This window comes from Telluribacter humicola (assembly GCF_017355935.1).
Taxonomy (GTDB): Bacteria; Bacteroidota; Bacteroidia; order Cytophagales; family Spirosomataceae; genus Telluribacter; species Telluribacter humicola.
Map to the genome: position 1 here is coordinate 501,548 of NZ_JAFIQT010000003.1, position 17,474 is coordinate 519,021.

At 50.4% G+C, this 17,474-nt stretch carries 14 protein-coding genes; 10 read left to right on the forward strand and 4 right to left on the reverse strand.

All coding sequences use genetic code 11. The annotated features are described in order from the left end of the window. Positions 1-102 precede the first annotated feature (102 nt). The 4 genes from JUB14_RS17410 (at position 103) to JUB14_RS17425 (ending at position 4,547) form a co-directional block, all read left to right on the forward strand. A complete protein-coding gene (locus tag JUB14_RS17410; protein WP_207507784.1) occupies positions 103-1,311 on the forward strand; it encodes a TlpA disulfide reductase family protein in 1,209 nt (402 codons plus the stop codon). Between the two features lie 363 nt (positions 1,312-1,674). Continuing rightward, the gene (locus JUB14_RS17415) at positions 1,675-2,799 is read left to right on the forward strand and encodes an alpha/beta hydrolase family protein (RefSeq protein WP_207507786.1); all 1,125 of its coding nucleotides are present in this window, start codon (positions 1,675-1,677) and stop codon (positions 2,797-2,799) included. A gap of 106 nt (positions 2,800-2,905) precedes the next feature. Continuing rightward, positions 2,906-3,553, forward strand: coding sequence for a thioredoxin family protein (locus tag JUB14_RS17420; protein WP_207507788.1), 648 nt, complete (start codon positions 2,906-2,908; stop codon positions 3,551-3,553). Between the two features lie 142 nt (positions 3,554-3,695). Then, positions 3,696-4,547, forward strand: a complete 852-nt coding sequence (locus JUB14_RS17425) for a ceramidase domain-containing protein (RefSeq protein WP_229367953.1) — start codon at positions 3,696-3,698, stop codon at positions 4,545-4,547. A gap of 125 nt (positions 4,548-4,672) precedes the next feature. Here JUB14_RS17425 and JUB14_RS17430 read toward each other — a convergent pair whose 3' ends face one another. The 4 genes from JUB14_RS17430 to JUB14_RS17445 form a co-directional block, all read right to left on the reverse strand. Then, entirely contained in the window at positions 4,673-5,269 is a 597-nt protein-coding gene (locus JUB14_RS17430) for a hypothetical protein (RefSeq protein ID WP_207507790.1), read from the reverse strand. Positions 5,270-5,280: 11 nt separating this feature from the next. Beyond that, positions 5,281-5,772: an RNA polymerase sigma factor gene (locus JUB14_RS17435; protein WP_207507793.1), complete on the reverse strand. Its 492-nt coding sequence runs from the start codon at positions 5,770-5,772 to the stop codon at positions 5,281-5,283. Further along, on the reverse strand, positions 5,765-6,604 hold the full coding sequence (locus JUB14_RS17440; RefSeq protein WP_207507794.1) for an alpha/beta fold hydrolase: 840 nt from the start codon (positions 6,602-6,604) through the stop codon (positions 5,765-5,767). The genes JUB14_RS17435 and JUB14_RS17440 overlap by 8 nt, the downstream gene beginning before the upstream one ends. Before the next feature lie 65 nt (positions 6,605-6,669). Beyond that, the gene (locus JUB14_RS17445) at positions 6,670-7,359 is read right to left on the reverse strand and encodes an NUDIX hydrolase (RefSeq protein ID WP_207507797.1); all 690 of its coding nucleotides are present in this window, start codon (positions 7,357-7,359) and stop codon (positions 6,670-6,672) included. A gap of 122 nt (positions 7,360-7,481) precedes the next feature. Here JUB14_RS17445 and JUB14_RS17450 point away from each other — a divergent pair, with 122 nt between their 5' ends. The 6 genes from JUB14_RS17450 (at position 7,482) to JUB14_RS17475 (ending at position 17,473) form a co-directional block, all read left to right on the forward strand. After that, on the forward strand, positions 7,482-9,116 hold the full coding sequence (locus tag JUB14_RS17450; RefSeq protein WP_207507799.1) for a carboxylesterase/lipase family protein: 1,635 nt from the start codon (positions 7,482-7,484) through the stop codon (positions 9,114-9,116). A gap of 101 nt (positions 9,117-9,217) precedes the next feature. Then, positions 9,218-10,102 carry a sugar phosphate isomerase/epimerase family protein gene (locus JUB14_RS17455; protein ID WP_229367955.1) on the forward strand — a complete coding sequence of 295 codons (885 nt, stop codon included), beginning with the start codon at positions 9,218-9,220 and terminating at the stop codon, positions 10,100-10,102. A gap of 270 nt (positions 10,103-10,372) precedes the next feature. Next, entirely contained in the window at positions 10,373-11,155 is a 783-nt protein-coding gene (locus JUB14_RS17460) for a 2Fe-2S iron-sulfur cluster-binding protein (protein WP_207507801.1), read from the forward strand. 165 nt (positions 11,156-11,320) lie between these two features. After that, entirely contained in the window at positions 11,321-12,328 is a 1,008-nt protein-coding gene (locus JUB14_RS17465) for an FAD binding domain-containing protein (RefSeq protein WP_207507802.1), read from the forward strand. Between the two features lie 21 nt (positions 12,329-12,349). Continuing rightward, on the forward strand, positions 12,350-14,476 hold the full coding sequence (locus JUB14_RS17470; RefSeq protein WP_207507803.1) for a xanthine dehydrogenase family protein molybdopterin-binding subunit: 2,127 nt from the start codon (positions 12,350-12,352) through the stop codon (positions 14,474-14,476). A 228-nt stretch (positions 14,477-14,704) separates the two neighbouring features. Continuing rightward, entirely contained in the window at positions 14,705-17,473 is a 2,769-nt protein-coding gene (locus JUB14_RS17475; RefSeq protein WP_207507804.1) for a DUF6797 domain-containing protein, read from the forward strand. Position 17,474 lies beyond the last annotated feature (1 nt).

A 17,474-nucleotide genomic window follows, 5' to 3' on the forward strand; every position in this document is an offset into this window, starting at 1 on the left:
ACTTCTATAAATAATCTTACTCAAAGCAACTCCCCCTTTCTGTAATTGGCTGAACTGGTTTCTTTTTATAGCCTCTACTCTTAAAGTTTGTTAATTAGATGCATGCCCAACATTTGCAGAGAAGAATGTTTATACCTTGCTGAAAACCACACCAAAACGACCTTCGGCATGTACCATTTATCTAGCTATTTTAGCCGGCTCACTGCATCTTTATGTTGGGCAATTATTTTGTTCCTGGCAGCCTGCGACCAGTCTCCAGAGTACCTTACCATCAAAGGGAACCTGCCTAAACTGCCTGATGGGAAAATGATATTAAAGACACGCTACCCGGAAGTAGTAATAGACTCTACCCAGATCAGGGACGGCATTTTTGAGTTTAAGGTATCTGCAAAAGACTATCCTGAGCCCATCCTGGTTTCGCTCTACTACATCAGTCCTGAGGGAGAGCGAAAAGCTTTCATGTTACGAACCGGCTTCAAAGGCAAGGCAGGTTTTGGTGGAATAGCTGGTGCAGATGTTTTCATGCTGGAAGATGGAATTGAAATCAATGGCCCGCTTTTGGAAACGAGAGATTCATCTATACCCATTTTGCATACTGAAACACCCATTCGGACCGGAAAACAGAACCGGGTCTGGTACTCAGACACCATCGGCTTTGAAAAACTTACCAGTATACCGGCCTTACAGAAACAGATTAGCCTGCATCCCTACTCGTATCACTATCTTTATAGTCTGGAAAGACGGATGCGTCATATAAGCAAGAATAGTTTTTACGCGCTTTTTAGCCGTTTCGAGCCTGCAGTAAGAAACGGCCCAACCGGTAAGGCCATGCAGGAGTACATAGAAAACCGCGACCAAATTAAGCTTACCAGCCAAATCACTCTTCCCGATTCGAATGGTACTCAACAACCTATCCTGCAAAACAGCCCCCAACTGACGATGATAAATCTCTGGGCATCGTGGTGTGGTCCCTGCCGGGCCGAAATCCCAGCGTTGAAGCGATTACACGAAAAATTCTCTGGCAATTCATCTTTTCAAATAGTATCAATTTCAGTCGACTACGAAAAAGAGCCCTGGATACAAGCCATTCAAAAAGAGAAAATGCCATGGGAACAACTAATGATTAATTCTGAAATCAGTACTTATGCCAAAGAATTGTTTGGCTATAATAAATATATCCCTTTAACACTCTTTGTCGACCGAGAAGGAAATATAATTCGAAAGTTTTCAGGATTTGATAAGGAAAATGAAAAGGCTTTTGAAGAGCTAATAGCCCGACATATCGCAACACCTATTTCCACAAAACCCTGAGCTGAATTTTAATCCACATCCGGTAGCCTATTAACCCTAGCGTAGGCAAAGCACTCAAATGGCCAATCGCGGCGCGGCGGCTTTCCGGCTCTTCCTGAATGGCCTCTACCAGCTGCTTCGACCTTAATTTTTAGGCTCTATAGTATAAGTACAAACCAATGCACTAATTACGAGGCGTCTAACTTAGCCTTACCGTACATAATCCTTGTGCTCCGTCTGACAAAAACCCTTTTATGTAACATCCCTGTTTCCGTTTCTTTGACTAGTACCTAACCTTTCACACCACACTCCTCCCCGGTTAGAAGAACCGAATCAAGGCAGTGATGGTAAACCAAAGCACCTTAGTTAGACAAAGAAAGCGCCATGAAAAAAACACTCATCCTATTCATCCTTCTTTCTATCACGAGATATGGCTGGTCACAAGACCAGGCCGAGACCTTTGTACTCCCTAAACCATCGGGAAAATATCAGGTAGGGCGCTACGGCACCAGTCTGAAAGACCCTTCGCGTCAGAACCGGGCAATCCCCTTGTTTATCTACTACCCTACTACATCTGTCAAGACCACCAGCTTTATTATTCCTACTGACGAATGGCGGCAGCAGTACCTGCCCGTGTTACAGAAGAAGCTGGGTAATGAAGCAGGCAAAGCGGTTGCTTATGGGAAAGCTTATTTCACCGAAGGCTTCCGTCTGACCGGGAATGAGAAGTACCCTCTAATCCTGTTTGCCCCCGGCATGGGCTGGTCCACGCTTGAGTATAGCTATATCATACAGGAACTGGTAAGTGCCGGGTATATGGTAGCCGCTCTCAACTCCTCGCCCCTGGCTCCTGTTCTGCAGGCCTCCGATGGTACGTTTATTGCCGCCGATAAGCCCAAAGACAGCTATCAGTTGATAGCCGACGATATGTCATTCGTGTTGCGCCAGATCAAAACCGGAAGCGCTCCTTTACAAAACGTAACCAAGTATATAGATCCGGAAAGGATTGCGCTGGCTGGACACTCGCTCGGTGGCGCCGCCGCCCTACTGGCTTCAGATATGAATCCAGGAATCAAAGCTGCAGTGAATATGGATGGAGATGTAATGGATGCCAGCCAAAAGGCAGCTCCACGAGGCTCTGTTTTGTTCTTAAACCAGATCCCTGCTGCATTTGAAAAGAAGTCTTTCACCGAAATGCAGGCAGATCCTGACCTGGGATGGCGGTATCAACAAATGACTAAGACAACGGCCAATGCTTCGCAGGGTAAGTATGTAGCGATTGCGGGCATGTACCACTCCAATTTCCAGGATTACGCGCTACTTCCCACGACTATGATTCCGGAGAATATCCGTAAAACCAGACTAGGACCCATTGATGGAAGCAAGTGCCTCCAGCTTATCACTAAGACGCTCATCTCTTACTTCGATGAGGCTCTGAACGGTAAAAAAGCAGAGCAGATAGCCTTTGAAAAGGAAAACCCAGACCTGCGGGTGATTAATCTTAAATAAGAAAAAGCGCTAAGGTAGAACGGGCGGCGTTGGCGGCGCGGCGAACGTCGCGTGGCCGCAACCTTTTCACATGTTCACTCATTGGTGGCAACGCTAAAATAAAATCATGAAAGTACTTCACTTTAGTAGATTACTTTACGGTCTAATCTTACTGTTAGGCACAGTAGGTATCTATTTAATCCTATCATACGATAGATTTTTTGAGGTACAATCCATCGCTGCTATAGTAAGTCTTCTTCTACTATTCATCATCTTCAAGTACTTCAATCCAATAAGTATAGCAAATAGAATTTTAAAAACAGTACTTATTGGTGCAGGGCTCTTTTACTCTGTAATGATCATTGGTTCTAGGCTTGTATACTTCATAAATATACAAAGTAATAGAAATGAGATTAGCTCAGAGTCTTCTGTAAACTTTGAGAAGGAGAGCTTTCTTGCAAGTTTAGAAAAGGCGAAAAAAGAAGATAAACTAATATTTTTAGATATATATACCGGTTGGTGTGGCCCTTGTTTACGTTTCAGCAAAACTGTTTTGAGAGATCAAGAAGTTATACAAATCTTAAATAGTAAGTTTATAAACCTGAAATATGACGGGGAAGTCGGGGAAGGTATTGAGATAAGCAAAAAATATGGTCAGGGTCAGTATCCGGTCCTTTTGATTTTAGATAGTGCTGGAAATATAAAAGAAGATATTTTTAAAACGACTTTACCTGATAAAAATATGATGATGAATGTATTAGCGAAGTACAAGTAGTATCGTTATAGATTAATAAATCCATTTATAAAGAACTTTGTTATCTACCTCTCCCCAATTTACAAGCAGTAGTACTAATTGACAAGAGGCTCCCTCTAAACGGCAGGCCTGCAACGACCACAGTCAAATAACCAATCGAAAATTGAAGAAAGCCCTCATTCTGGCATCGGCTTATACAGGAGCTATGCTGCTCGTCTCTTTTTTGCTCAATACTTTTCTCAATGGAAGTGTCTGGAATGGGATGGTCGTGAGCCAATCGGCCCTGAACGTAGAGTACTGCGAGTACAACAACGAACACCGGTTTTTTCATCAAAACATCAATACGTACTCCAACCTTGCCTACTTCTTCTTTGGGGTTTTTATCTGCGAAATAGCTCGGCGAGATTTCAGAAATCAATCAAATACGCATCTGAATTGGCTGCAACGATTTCCAATGTTGTCGTTTTTGATGGGGGCAAGTTTCATTTATTTGAGTATTGGCTCCGCATTTTTTCATGCTTCCCTAACCTGGATGGGGCAACGAGTCGATATGAACGGTACCTACAGCATCAGTATTTCTTTGCTGTTCATTGCGTTATACCATGTTTTTCATTCAGACAATTGGTCTGATACCGTAAAGAAAGCCACCCTTGTCGCAGCGCTGCTCATCATTATTTCTTTTTATGAAATTCATCTCCTGGTTCCAAGTAGTATTCTGTTGCCCGTTCTGATCCTTTTGATCTGGATTCTCACCGCCATCAATTATTTTCAGTTTCCAAAAGAGCGTTCTGTCGTTCTGGGACTCCTTGGCCTTTTTCTGATTGTTGTAGCGCTAAAAATCAGGGGACTGGATGTGCAAAAAGTTGGTTGCGATCCTCATTCGGTCTTTCAGGGGCATTCGTTATGGCATGTATTGACGGCGGCAAGTAGTTTTTGTAGCTATGCATTTTTTAGATTTTCGGCTAAAAATACGGTGGCTAATCCCGCTTACCCCAGCCGGTCCGTTGGGACGTGATTACCTGTTGTCTGCGAATCGCATCACAAACGAGGTGAGGAAACGGCTGAGGCCGTGCTACTTAGAAATCAGGAGCAACCAGGTTAGAAATTTCATAAGCCAAACCACTGCATCTCCATACGCTTTCAGATACCAGTTGCGGTGTCCTGAAGGTCGTTTTCTATTTCGATCAATTCGGCTAGACTTTGCATTTCTTTTTTAATGCCTTTTCGGATCTGCACGAAGAGGAATACCGCCATGATCACAAACGAGCCATGCATCAGCAGCATCCAGTTGAAAGGGATGTACTGGCTGAACTCGGGCGTCAGCAAATAAAAGCCGAGGATATAAAGAGCCACGATAGACAGGGTGATCGGTCCGTGAATCCGCTTGCGGAAGCTGTAGTACCCGACTGCCTCGTGGGTGGCCTGGAGCGTAGTGGTACCTAGCTGTATCTTTTGGGATTTGAAAATGCTCCACACCTCTATCCCGATGCGTAGCAACAGCCCACCCAGCATACAGGCTACCCCTACCCGGCTAAGTACCTCCCGAACCGGAGCAAGCCAGTAAAAGAAGGCGCCGACCCCAATCAGGCTGATGGTTAAGACCAAAATATTCCCGAGCTGGAAGTACTGCGAACTTCGCTGTCGTTGTCGGGCCCGTCCTACCAGCTGACTACTATCGGCAGGGGTTGTTTGTAGCTGCGTCCTTGCTTTTTTCCACTGATTTGAAAGCTCGTCCATAGTAGTATGTATTAGAGTAATTTTCTGAGTTTGTTTTTGATCCGGTAAATCCTTACCCGCAGGTTCACCGCGTTGATACCCACTACCCTGGATATTTCTTCGTAATCCAGTTCGTCCAGTACCATCATGATGATCAGCCGTTCCAGCTCGGGTAGCTTGCCGATGGCCTGGTACAAAGGCTGGTACTCCCGTTCGCCCTCCTCCAACCATTCAAACTGGTCTGACAAGGCTACAGCCTCCTGCGCTACTTTCTCCTTCCTGCGGGTAGTACGGATGTACATCAGGCATGTGTTGACGGTGATGCGGTAGATCCAGGTCTTGGGAGAGGCTTCACTCCGAAACTGCGGCAGCGCCCGCCAGACATTAATGAATATCTCCTGTGCGAGGTCCTTGGCCTGGTCCCGGTCCCCCTGCACGTAGCCCAGGCACACTTGGAGTACCATAGGGCGGTACTGCTGGTACAGCGACTCAAAGAGCGGTAACTGGGCGGGAGAACTACTCATTTTTCAGAAAGGCGTCTATTTTTCCGTATAACCAGTCGGGCTGATCAAACATGATAAAGTGCCTGCTGGCGGGAGCGATATGGATGGTTTTGGCTGGTAGCCCGGCGTACTGCTTCTGAAAGTTTTCCAGGACTACCTTCTCATCCGGAAACGAAGCACCCAGGATCAGCACTTTGGCCTTTACACTGGGAAGTACTTCCCGCAGGTCCAGTTTGAGGAGGTCGGTGTACCCATACACGTAGGTGGGTCGATGGGCTTCCAGAGTCCACCGGGCGAGGGTGTCGGCCATGGCCTTATTACTGGTCATGTTGGCAGCCATGCCTGCGGCCATCTGGGCAAACTGCGCATCGGGCATCTCCAGCATCTGCTTGTTGTACGAGTTTTCGTAGGAGATCTGTGAGGCCGGTACGCCGGGCATCATGAGCGCCCGCATGCAGGGAATGGCATCCACCAGTACCAGTTTGGTAACGCGGTCGGGCAGAGCGGCGGCTATGTCTACCGCCAGGTTACCTCCCATACTGTGCCCAATCAGGGTCAGATTGTCTAATTTTTCCTGTTTAATGTAGTCCAGCAGCTCCTGCCGGAGGCGGGGGTACCAGGGCGTTTCAACGGGAGGTATGCCGTTGAAGCCGGCGTAGGAAACCACGTGGCTCTCCACCCTGGGGAGGTGGCGGATAGTTTCATTCCAGACGGAGCCCGGAGATGTAAAACCGGGCAGAAAAAGAACAGCAGTACCTTTGCCTTTCTTCACCACCCGAATAGCCTGGGGCTGTGCGAAGGCCAGGGCGGCCATTAGTAGCAAAGCGATAGTACATGTGATAGTCCTCATCATTTGTTTTTTTATCGCTTGGATGCGGGTACCGGAAAAATGTTACACAGGCCCTGACTTTTTTTCTATCACCCAAAACTATACAGAAAAGGAGCCTTGTTGGCGGCACCGGAGTACTGCTTTTCGTGGCGCTGCAACACGCCGAGGCTCAGCATTTTCCGCTGGAAGGTACCCCTATGGAGCTTTTCGCCCAGGATGGCCTCGTACACATGCTGCAGCTCCTTCATGGTAAAGCGGGCCGGGAGCAGATTGCCTCCTACCAGTTTCCGGTTAATATTTTCCCGCAGGGTTTCCAGGGCTTTTTGCACAATCTGCGCGTGGTCGAGCATTAGCGGGGGCAGCTGGTCTACATCGTACCACCCGCAGGAGTCTGACAGGTCGTCGGGTGTAGGTATTACTTCCGCATAATTAATCAGAGCATAGTAGGCTACTGATATAAATCGGTCCAGTAACCACGACAGGTCTTCGTCGGGTACCTTATTGGCCTGGATAATCTGCTTCATGACCTCGGGCTTGTAGCGTGCTACATCACCAAATGTATAAAATTGCTCGAGAAAGATCTGGTCCAGCCCCGTCCGCTCCTTCAGCCCCCGTTGTACAGCATCGTTCAGATTCTCATTCGTACGGACAAATCCTCCGGGCAAAGCAAACAGGCCGGTGTTGTGATATTCCAGTATCAGTATTTTCAGTTTCTCTCCCGAAAAACCAAAAATTACCGAGTCGTAGGCTATGTGATGTAGGTAATCGTCTCCCTGCATAGGTTATGTAGTAGCTCCGGATTGCTATCTGATTTGATAATTTTTCAAAACTAAATAGGATTATTTTAAAGAACTAATTATTATTGTCGCAAAATGCGACAATAATAATTCTAAATCATTTTATGAAGCAGATCCTTTATACAGTAGCTCTTGCGTTGGGAGTATCTCTGGCTAGTCAGGCCCAGAACACCAATGCTTTTGCAGTACAAACCAAGATCGAACCCGGCATTATCGAGGGTGACTACGATACCAAGACCGGTATCCAGACCTACTTTGGCGTTCCCTTTGCCAAACCACCCGTTGGAAACCTGCGCTGGAAAGCCCCCCAGCCGGTTGATAAGTGGACGGGCGTAAAAGAAACTCGTAAGTTTGGCCCACGCCCCATGCAGAAGCTGGTATTCGGGGATATGAACTCCCGCTCCAACGGTGTCAGCGAAGACTGCCTGTACCTGAATGTGTGGACGCCGGCTAAGCGTGCTACTAAGGACCTTCCCGTTCTGGTGTATTTCTATGGTGGTGGCAACGTAGCCGGCGACGGCTCGGAGCCCCGCTACGACGGTGAGGCCATGGCAAAAAAAGGCATTGTAGTAGTTACCTGCAACTACCGCCTCAATATCTTCGGCAACTTTGCCCATCCTGAATTATCGGCTGAGGCTCCCTACAAAGCATCCGGCAATTACGGCTACCTCGACCAGGTGGCGGCCCTGCAGTGGGTACAGAAGAACATCGCGCAGTTTGGTGGTGATCCTAAAAAAGTAACTATCGCGGGCGAGTCGGCCGGCTCTATATCGGTAAGCTACCAAATGGCGTCTCCTCTATCGAAAGGCCTGATAGCCGGAGCCATTGGCGAAAGTGGAGCGGGTATCAGCCCTACGATGGCCCCGGTACCCCTGGCCGAAGCCGAGAAGCAGGGAGCTGAATTTGCAAAGAATGCAGGCGCACCTACCCTGAAGCAGTTGCGGGCGCTGTCGTCACGCGACCTGTACGAGATGTACGACGAGTCGAAGCGTTTTGGTTTTCCGGTAGTACTGGATGGCTACTTTCTGCCCAAGTACCTGCCCCAGATCTTTGCCGCCCGTGAGCAGGCCCAGGTACCCTTGCTACTAGGCTGGAACTCAGCCGAAATTCCGGCCGGTGCCTTTATGTACGGTAAGCCCAATATCCCCGAGAACTTTATTGAGCGCGTGAAGGCCGAGTACCCCGATACCCACCAGGAAGTACTGAAACTTTACCCCCATGGTAACGAGAAAGAAGTGGAACTATCGGCTACGGCCCTGGCCTCTGACCGCTTCATCTCCTACTCGACCTGGAAATGGTTTGACCTGCACCGTAATAACTCTAATCAGCCGGTATACCGCTACCTGTACAGCAAGCTGCGCCCACCATTGGTAGACAATACCCTGACTCCGGGTCTGGCGGGAGGTACTTTGAAGAAAACTTCAACTACCCCTGAGCCTCCCAAGGCCGTGGGTGCGCCACACGCCTGCGAAATCGAGTACTGCATGGGTAACCTCCACCTGATCAAAGAGTACGCCTGGACCGAAGAGGACTACAAAGTATCAGAAACTATGTCGGAGTACTTTGCTAACTTCATCAAAACCGGAAATCCCAACGGAGCTAAGCTACCTACCTGGGAGGCGGCCAAAGCGGGTGATGCTACCCCACCGGTTATGATCATCGACACCGTATCGCGTACCGAAAAAGCAAAAGACGATGCTCGTTACGATTTCCTGGATAAGGCATACAAGAATAAATAAGAGGAGTACCCTGTAAGTAACAGAACATGACAACGAGAAGAGATTTTATAAAAAGCACAGGCTTACTAGCGGCAGCCACTTTTTCACCCTTAGAAAATTGGATGGATCGTTTGAAGAAAGAGGATAAACTGGGCATTCAGCTTTTCTCCATTCCCAAAATGCTCTCCGAAGATTTCGTGGGTGGAATTAAGATGCTTTCGGACCTGGGTTATAAGGAAATTGAAATGTTTGGTCCCTTTCCGTTCAGTGCGGAGAAGGCAAAAAAAGGATGGGAAGGTGCCGCTAAGATGTTAGGTTTTAGCGGAAGCGGGTACTTTGGCCGGGATGTGAAGGAAGTCAAGAAGATCCTGGCTGACCACGGCCTCAAAACCACCGGTACCCACACCGACCTGGATACGCTGCTACAAAACATGGGGCCGCTGGCCGAAGCCGCCAACCTACTAGGCCAGAAGTATGTGACGCTCCCCGCCATACCCGACGATAAGCGACGGACGCTGGATGACTACCGGAAGATGGCCGACACCTTCAACACCATTGGTGCCAGTGCCAAAAAGCACGGCGTGCGGTTTGGCTACCACAACCACGGCTACGGATTCACAGCCATTGATGGTAAGGTACCGTTTGAAGTACTGGTGGACAACACCGACCCTAACCTGGTTTTCCTGGAGATGGATATTTTCTGGACCACCGCCGCGGGAGCTGATCCAATCAACTACCTCAACAAGTACTCCAACCGGTACAAGATGCTGCACCTCAAGGATATGAAGGAGAAGAAGACATTTAGCGGCGACGGAAACGATGCTTCTCAATGGTTCCCGCTCTTTTCTGTTATGACCTCCGCCGGTGAGGGCGTCATGGATCTGGAAGGGATTGTCTCTACCGCTAAGAAGATAGGTGTAGAACACTACTACGTGGAGCAGGATCTGGTGGCTGCCCCAAAAGAGGCGCTGGGCAAAAGCGCCACCTACCTGAAAGGCAAAATCTAATTAGTATAGTTTCCTTATTGCAGGCCACCCGACTATGAGTCGGGTGGCTTTTTTTATACTACTCCCTATCCCCCAGCGGTTACTATTAATAGACCGGTACAACATAAGGTACCCGGTGGAAGTTTTAGTATTATATACTACCTACCTAGAGTACCTGCGGAAAGTAAAGCCTGCTATAATCTGAAACAATATCCCCTAACAAGCCTTTCCTATTAAAACCACTCACTATTAGCCTTTTATATTCCAGAAACCGAAATCCTAGATACCTGCATGGAAGAAAACGAAAAACTGCAACTGACCGAGGACGAGAAGAAACTGTTTGAGGACCTCATGCCGGAAGACTTGGACGAAATCCTCGATACGGGTGTAAACCGGCGTCACTTCCTGAAATTACTGACCCTAACCGGCGGAGGAATCCTGGCTTACCAGGCGGCCGCGGCCGAGCAGGTACTGACCCGACCGCTCAACGCACCACCGGCTGAATTACTACCGGCTAGTATTGAAAATGGGGTTGATGTCTCATTTAAGGTTAATGGAGCAGCTAAAAAGCTGACGGTAGACTCCCGGATGACGCTGCTGGATACCCTGCGCGAACGGCTGGAACTTACCGGCTCCAAAAAAGGCTGTGACCACGGGCAGTGCGGCGCGTGTACGGTACTGGTGGATGGTCGCCGGGTGTTGTCATGCCTTACGCTGGCCGCCAGTTGTGAAGGCCGGTCGGTCAAAACCATTGAGGGGCTGGCCCAGGGCAATGAACTGCATCCGGTACAGGCAGCATTCATCAAAAACGATGGTTTTCAGTGTGGGTTCTGTACGCCCGGGCAAATCTGCTCGGCGGTAGCCGTACTGGAAGAGGCCAAAAGAGGCGAAGCCAGCTACGTGACCGAAAACGTCCGCAAAATATCCGGAGCCATTCCTCTCTCAGATGAGGAGATACGGGAGCGAATGTCGGGCAACCTGTGTCGCTGCGGCGCTTACCCCAATATTGTAGCGGCAATCCGCGAAGTATACAGCGGGAAACCCGTAGAGCCAACCTGGAAATTTGTAGGGTAAGTACCAGGATCGCACTATTGTCCTCCTGAGCGAAGTCGAAGGATAAGCAACTCATCCGCACTACTGTCACCCTGAGCAAAGTCGAAGGGCCAACTGCTCCACTTAGAATACATAGCAGGACTTTTTCCAACTGACCCGTAGCATCAAAACTACTTGCAGAATCTCATGAGACCATTTAAATATACAAATGCTAAAGACGTTCCCAGCGCCACCCGGCTCCTGACGGCCAATCCGGGAGGGCGGTTTTTGGCGGGCGGTACCAATCTGCTGGACCTGATGAAGGAAGATGTGGAGCGGCCCAATGAGTTAATTGATATTTCCCGCTTAGGCCTTGACCAGATTAAAACCATAGCGACCGGCCCCCACAAAGGCGGGCTGTCCATCGGGGGATTGGGCAAGAATACCGATGCGGCCAATCATGCGTTGGTACGCCAGCACTACCCGCTGCTTACGCAGGCTATACTGGCGGGGGCTTCCGGGCAAATCCGGAATATGGCGACCAACGGAGGCAACCTGTTGCAACGCACCCGCTGTCCGTATTTCTATGAAGTATCCATGCCCTGCAACAAACGCGAGCCCGGCACTGGCTGCGGTGCGCTGGAAGGTATCAACCGGCTGCATGCCATCTTTGGCTGGTCTGATAAATGCATCGCCGTGTACCCTTCGGATATGTCAGTGGCACTGGCCGCGCTGGACGCGGTGGTAAGGGTCCGGGATGCCGCCGGTCAGGAACGAACCATTCCTTTTGGCGACTTCCACCGCCTACCAGGCGATACCCCCGAAAAAGACACCAATCTTAATCATGGTGAACTGATTACGGCCATCGAACTACCTAAGAACAACTTTGCCGAAAAGTCCTACTACCTCAAAGTCCGGGACCGGGCTTCGTATGCTTTTGCCCTGGTTTCGGTCGCGGCGGCCCTCGAGGTAAGTAACAACCGGATTGATCAGGCCCGGATTGCGATGGGAGGGGTGGCGCACAAGCCCTGGCGGGCCCTACAGGCAGAACAGATGTTAGTGGGAAAAGAACCTACGGAAGCTAACTTCAGGCTGGCCGCCGAAGCCGCGATGGCGGACGCAAAGCCTCTTGAGCATAACAAGTACAAAGTGGAGCTGGGCCGACGAAGCATTGTGCGGGCTCTTCAAGTAGCCATGGACGGAAAAAGGTCCTGATTTTTAAAAGCCCTTAATTGTATGGAAGAGAAAAATAAAATGGTCGGTATGCCCGTCAGTCGCATCGATGGGATTCTAAAGGTTACCGGCAAGGCTGACTATTCCGTGGACCACCCGGTGACGAATGTCGCCCACGCCATGATTTTCAAAAGCACGATTGCCGCCGGAAAGATTCGGGACATTGACACCGCCGCGGCCGAGAAAGCGCCCGGCGTACTAGCCGTCATTACTCATAAGAACGCGCCTAAGCTGAACGAAAAAGGGGGTATCCGGGGCGGAGCCATGCTGCAAAGTCCGGTTATTGAATTTTATGGTCAACATATAGGTCTAGTGGTAGCCGAAACCTTTGAACAGGCCCGGCACGCCGCACGCCTGATCAAGGTGGACTATGAAGAGGCTTCACCCAGGACCCACTTTGAAAAACTATCCAAAGAAGCCGTAACACCCAAAGACAAAGAACGGGCGGATGTGAAGCGCGGGGATGTGAAAGCGGCACTTGCCAACGCCGAATACAAAGTGGAGGAGGTATACGAAACGCCCATGGAGCACCACCACCCCATGGAACCCCATGCCACCATCGCCGAATGGAAGGGAGACCACGTGACCTTGTATAACAGTGCCCAGATTGTATCCGGAGCGCAGAACGCCGCCGCGTCCACGCTTAACCTCAAACCGGAGCAGGTACGTATTGTATCGCCCTACCTCGGCGGTGGCTTTGGTTCAAAGGGGGGGCAATGGGCCAATCTGGTGCTGACGGCGGTAGCGGCCAAGATGGTGAACCGGCCGGTACAACTGGCCCTCACTCGCCATCAGATGTTCAATTCGGTTGGGTTGCGACAGCGTAACCATCAGAAGGTAAGTCTGGCTGCTACCAAAGACGGTAAACTAACGGCCCTGGCGCATGAAACCACCACCCACTGCGCCATTGACAATGAGTTTGTGGAACCCTGCGGCGATTGCTCCAAGGTCATGTACGAGGTACCCAACTCGCTCATCAGCTACCGGGTGGTACCCATGCATATCATCCTGCCTACCTACACGCGCGGGCCGGGAAAATCCACGGGAAGCTTTGCGCTGGAATCAGCGATGGACGAGCTGGCTTACAAGCTAAAAATGGATCCCATCGAGTTCCGCATCAAAAATGAGCCGGAGCGCGACCCCACCAGTGGCAAACCCTGGTCGTCACGGACTACGGTGCAATGCCTGCAAGAAGGTGCCAAAGCATTTGGCTGGGAGAAGCGCAAGCCCGAACCCCGCCAGAACCAGCAGGGCAACTACCTAATTGGCTACGGGGTGGCTTGCGGTACTTACCCGGCACACCAAAGGCCCAGCTCCGCGCTGGTAAAACTGGACCGAAAGGGCAATGAAGTGACCGCCACCGTTGAGCTGGCCGCAGCCGATCTCGGCACCGGTACCTACACCATCTTGGCCCAGACCGCCGCCGACGCCCTGGGTCTGCCTATGAATAGGATAACCGTCAAAATCGGTGATTCTGATTTACCGCCTGCCGCCGGTTCGGTGGGTTCGGTGGGAGCCACCAGCTACGCCAACGTAGTCAATGATGCCTGTATAAAAATCACAGATGAGCTGATGGCCAAATCGGGTAAGCAGTTTTTTACCAGACCGACAGCCGCCCAGTTGATGCTTTCTGAAAAAGTCACTGAGTTCCAGACACGGGCTGACTCAAAAGAACTGGAGGGTGCCGATGAGTACTCATCGCACAGCTTCAACGCTAACTTTGCGGAGGTACGGGTAGATATGTATACTGGCATGGTACGCGTGGACCGCTTCCTGGCCGTAACCGGAGCGGGCAAAATACTGAATCCTAAAACGGCCAATTCACAGGTGATTGGAGGCGTAGCCTGGGGCATAGGTATGGCCTTATCCGAAGAGTCAGTAGTTGACCCGCGCTGGGGCAACTTCGTCACCCGCTCCCTGGCCGATTATCACGTTCCTTCCAATCTAGACATAGGTACCATGGAAGCCATTTTTATCCGGGAGGAGGACAAACATTCAAATAGATTAGGCATAAAAGGATTGGGGGAAGTCGGCATCGTGGGCGTATCCGCGGCCGTTGCCAACGCCGTATTCAATGCCACCGGTAAACGAATTAGGGAACTCCCCATCACACCAGACAAACTCATATAAACATCAGATTCCCTTCTGGTAGTACTATTCCATTTCAAATTCCAGGTACCGTGGTATCTGGAATTTGTTTTTGCCTTCGTTTGTAAAGGCGAACAGGTACTTTCTTCGTCTGTGTTATTGCTAAGGTGTCCGGTCACTACATACAAGATGTTTGGTAAGGGTAGTTACGGATGCTGTTTTTGCTTTTAGATACATAAAGAAAGGCTTTGCTTTCAATAGTATAAACCCATGTTAAGATTCTCACGTACTATTTTGGGGGTTGCTTCGGTCGGCGCTCTGTCCGTAGCTTCGCTGTTTATGGCCGGCAACTCCGACTTCCGGAAGGTAGTTACTACTCAGCCAGATTCCCTCATACTCGGCGACTTCGTTGAGTCAGATTTCCCTTTTATCTCTACCTCTATTGATGGCCGCAAGCTGGGATCGGGCTTCCCGAAGGAAAATGAGGCCGCCCGGACGCTTGCCATCCGGCTCAGCGACAGCGCCTACGTGGCCTTTGATACGGATCTGCTCCGGTGGTCGGTGGCCTGGACGCGTCAGTTCATGCCCATGCACCTGATGGCGCAGGTATCGTACAGCGATTTCTTCAACAAGAGCAATAAGCTGGCGACCATTGGCGGAGTACCTCAGCTGGCGACCGGAAGCTACGCAGGTTGGGTTGCTCTGAAAGGCAATCCGGCAACCTTTGAGGTAGGTGCTCCCAAACGAGACTGGATGCCGCTACCGGCCGAGGAGGCCCGGTGGAATGGCATATACACCTACGGCGATAAGGTAGTACTAAACTACACCGTCGGACAGACACCGGTGATGGAGCTACCCGGAAGTACCTCATTCAGCGGACAGACCGCCTTTACCCGTACTTTCAGAATAGGGCCTTCGGCCGATGTACTGGGACTCGTACTGGCGGAAGTACCCAATGCTAAGAAAGTAGAGCAGAATGCGCGCTTTGCTTACATCTACCAGGGCGCTAATCAGGATACCGTTACGGCCATAGGGCTGGCCGGTAAGGGTACTAAGCTGATGACACCCAGCGTATCGGACAAGGGCCACCTGAAAGTAAGAGTGGCGCCTTCCAGTCAGAGTACGGAAGCTACTTTACTGATTTGGAAAGGCCCGGTCCGCTTGATCAAGCAGTTTGAGAAAGCCGCCAAAGCTACCAAAATCACTCTCCCCGACGTACAGAAAGGTGGCCCTGCCTACTGGAAACAGGACGTAGTAACGCAGGGAGTAATAGCGCCGGATACGGCAGCCTTTGTTACCGATAAAGTCACCCTACCCCTACCCAACCCCTGGAAGCGGAACGTACGGGTGGCAGATGTATCCTTCTTCAAAGATGGACGGGCCGCGGTCATTACTTTCGAGGGCGACGTGTGGTTGATTGATGGCATTGACCGCAGCCTTCAGAATGTGAAGTGGCGGCGGTTTGCGTCCGGTATGCACGAGACGATGAGCATTGAGGTAGTGACTGATACAGTCTACGTGTTTGGACGGGAGGGTATCGTACGACTGCACGACCTGAACCGCGACGGCGTAGCCGACTACTACGAAAACTTCTCGAATGTAATGTCCCAGTCGCCGGAAGGCCGGGAGTGGGCGGGTGACCTGGTACACGCGCCGGATGGCAGCTTTTATGTAGCCAAGGGCGGTAGTCTGAGCAACGGCCCGGGTATGACACCACAAGTGGCCAAGGGATTCCGTCAGGGCTCGAAGCATAATGGCGTCATTCTACGGATTTCAGCCGATGGCCGGGAAGCCGAAGTGATCGCTACCGGCCTCAGGGGGCCGTACCTGGGTATTAATCCTGAAACCGGCGTCCTGACCGCCTCCGACCAGCAGGGCAACTTTGTACCCTCTACCCCCATTTACCTGATAAAGAAAGGTGACTACTACGGCGTAAGCCCTACTGCTCATGGGCAGGAGAATCCCGAGATTACCCCACCGCTTACCTGGATACCTCACCACATTGACCAGTCCAGTATCTCACAGGCCTGGGTGACCAGTAATAAGATGGGTCCCCTGAGCGGGAATCTGGTACACTACTCCTTTGGCCGTCCCGGTTTGTTTAGGGTATTGATAGATAGTACTTCGCAGGGAGTACAGGGAGGCGTTTCAATAATTCATGCCGACTACCCGGCTCCTACTTCAAAAGGTGCCACGAACCCGGTAGACGGGCAGCTCTATGCCGCCGGTTTCAACCTGTGGGGCTCCAATTCAAAAGGGCTGAGTGCGCTGCTAAGGCTACGCTACACGGGTAAGCCCAGCTATATGGTAAATGGCTTTGAGGTAGGAAAGCAGGGAATTGTACTAAGCTTCGATTCTGAACTTGACCCGGCTGTAGCTTCCAATCCTGATAATTTTAAGGTAAAAAGATACAACTATAAGCGGACGGAAGAATACGGCTCCGGGCATTATAAACTGGATGGCTCAACCGGCGAAGAAACCATGTACGTTTCGGCAGCTTACGTATCGCCTGACCGGAAGAAGGTACTGCTGCTAGTACCGGAGATGAAAGAGGTGATGCAGATGGAGGTTGACTACCAGTTAAAGGCGAAGGATGGCCATAAAGTTGACGACCAGTTTTGGTTTACCATTAATCATCTGGATGAACTGTCTCCCGCGAAGTATGGGTTCGAAAAAGTAGATTACAATCTATTGACGGCTCTTAGAGAACCAGCGACCGAAAAGGCCAAAGAAGTAGCCTCCGTTGAAAAAGGAAGGCAGGTATTTCAGAAAACAGCCTGTGCGGGTTGCCACTCGGAAGGTACCCGTACCAAAGGTATGTACGGTCCTCCTTTCCAAAACCTCTACGGTGCCAAACGTCCGCTGGAAGATGGTACCACGGTCGTAGCCGATGATAATTACATCAGGGAATCTATCCTGAACCCCTCGGCCAAAATCGTAAAGGGATACAACCCGGAGATGCCTTCCTTCCAGGGTATCCTGTCTGATACCGATATTGATTCCTTTATTCTGTTTGTGAAGTCACTGGAGAAGAAATAAG

Bases quoted from the DNA above. Each gene is read 5' to 3' on its own strand.
- JUB14_RS17410 (WP_207507784.1), top strand. From the start codon at position 103: ATGCCCAACATTTGCAGAGAAGAATGTTTATACCTTGCTGAAAACCAC.
- JUB14_RS17415 (WP_207507786.1), top strand. From the start codon at position 1,675: ATGAAAAAAACACTCATCCTATTCATCCTTCTTTCTATCACGAGATAT.
- JUB14_RS17420 (WP_207507788.1), top strand. From the start codon at position 2,906: ATGAAAGTACTTCACTTTAGTAGATTACTTTACGGTCTAATCTTACTG.
- JUB14_RS17430 (WP_207507790.1), bottom strand. From the start codon at position 5,269: ATGGACGAGCTTTCAAATCAGTGGAAAAAAGCAAGGACGCAGCTACAA.
- JUB14_RS17435 (WP_207507793.1), bottom strand. From the start codon at position 5,772: ATGAGTAGTTCTCCCGCCCAGTTACCGCTCTTTGAGTCGCTGTACCAG.
- JUB14_RS17440 (WP_207507794.1), bottom strand. From the start codon at position 6,604: ATGATGAGGACTATCACATGTACTATCGCTTTGCTACTAATGGCCGCC.
- JUB14_RS17445 (WP_207507797.1), bottom strand. From the start codon at position 7,359: ATGCAGGGAGACGATTACCTACATCACATAGCCTACGACTCGGTAATT.
- JUB14_RS17450 (WP_207507799.1), top strand. From the start codon at position 7,482: ATGAAGCAGATCCTTTATACAGTAGCTCTTGCGTTGGGAGTATCTCTG.
- JUB14_RS17455 (WP_229367955.1), top strand. From the start codon at position 9,218: ATGGATCGTTTGAAGAAAGAGGATAAACTGGGCATTCAGCTTTTCTCC.
- JUB14_RS17460 (WP_207507801.1), top strand. From the start codon at position 10,373: ATGGAAGAAAACGAAAAACTGCAACTGACCGAGGACGAGAAGAAACTG.
- JUB14_RS17465 (WP_207507802.1), top strand. From the start codon at position 11,321: ATGAGACCATTTAAATATACAAATGCTAAAGACGTTCCCAGCGCCACC.
- JUB14_RS17470 (WP_207507803.1), top strand. From the start codon at position 12,350: ATGGAAGAGAAAAATAAAATGGTCGGTATGCCCGTCAGTCGCATCGAT.
- JUB14_RS17475 (WP_207507804.1), top strand. From the start codon at position 14,705: ATGTTAAGATTCTCACGTACTATTTTGGGGGTTGCTTCGGTCGGCGCT.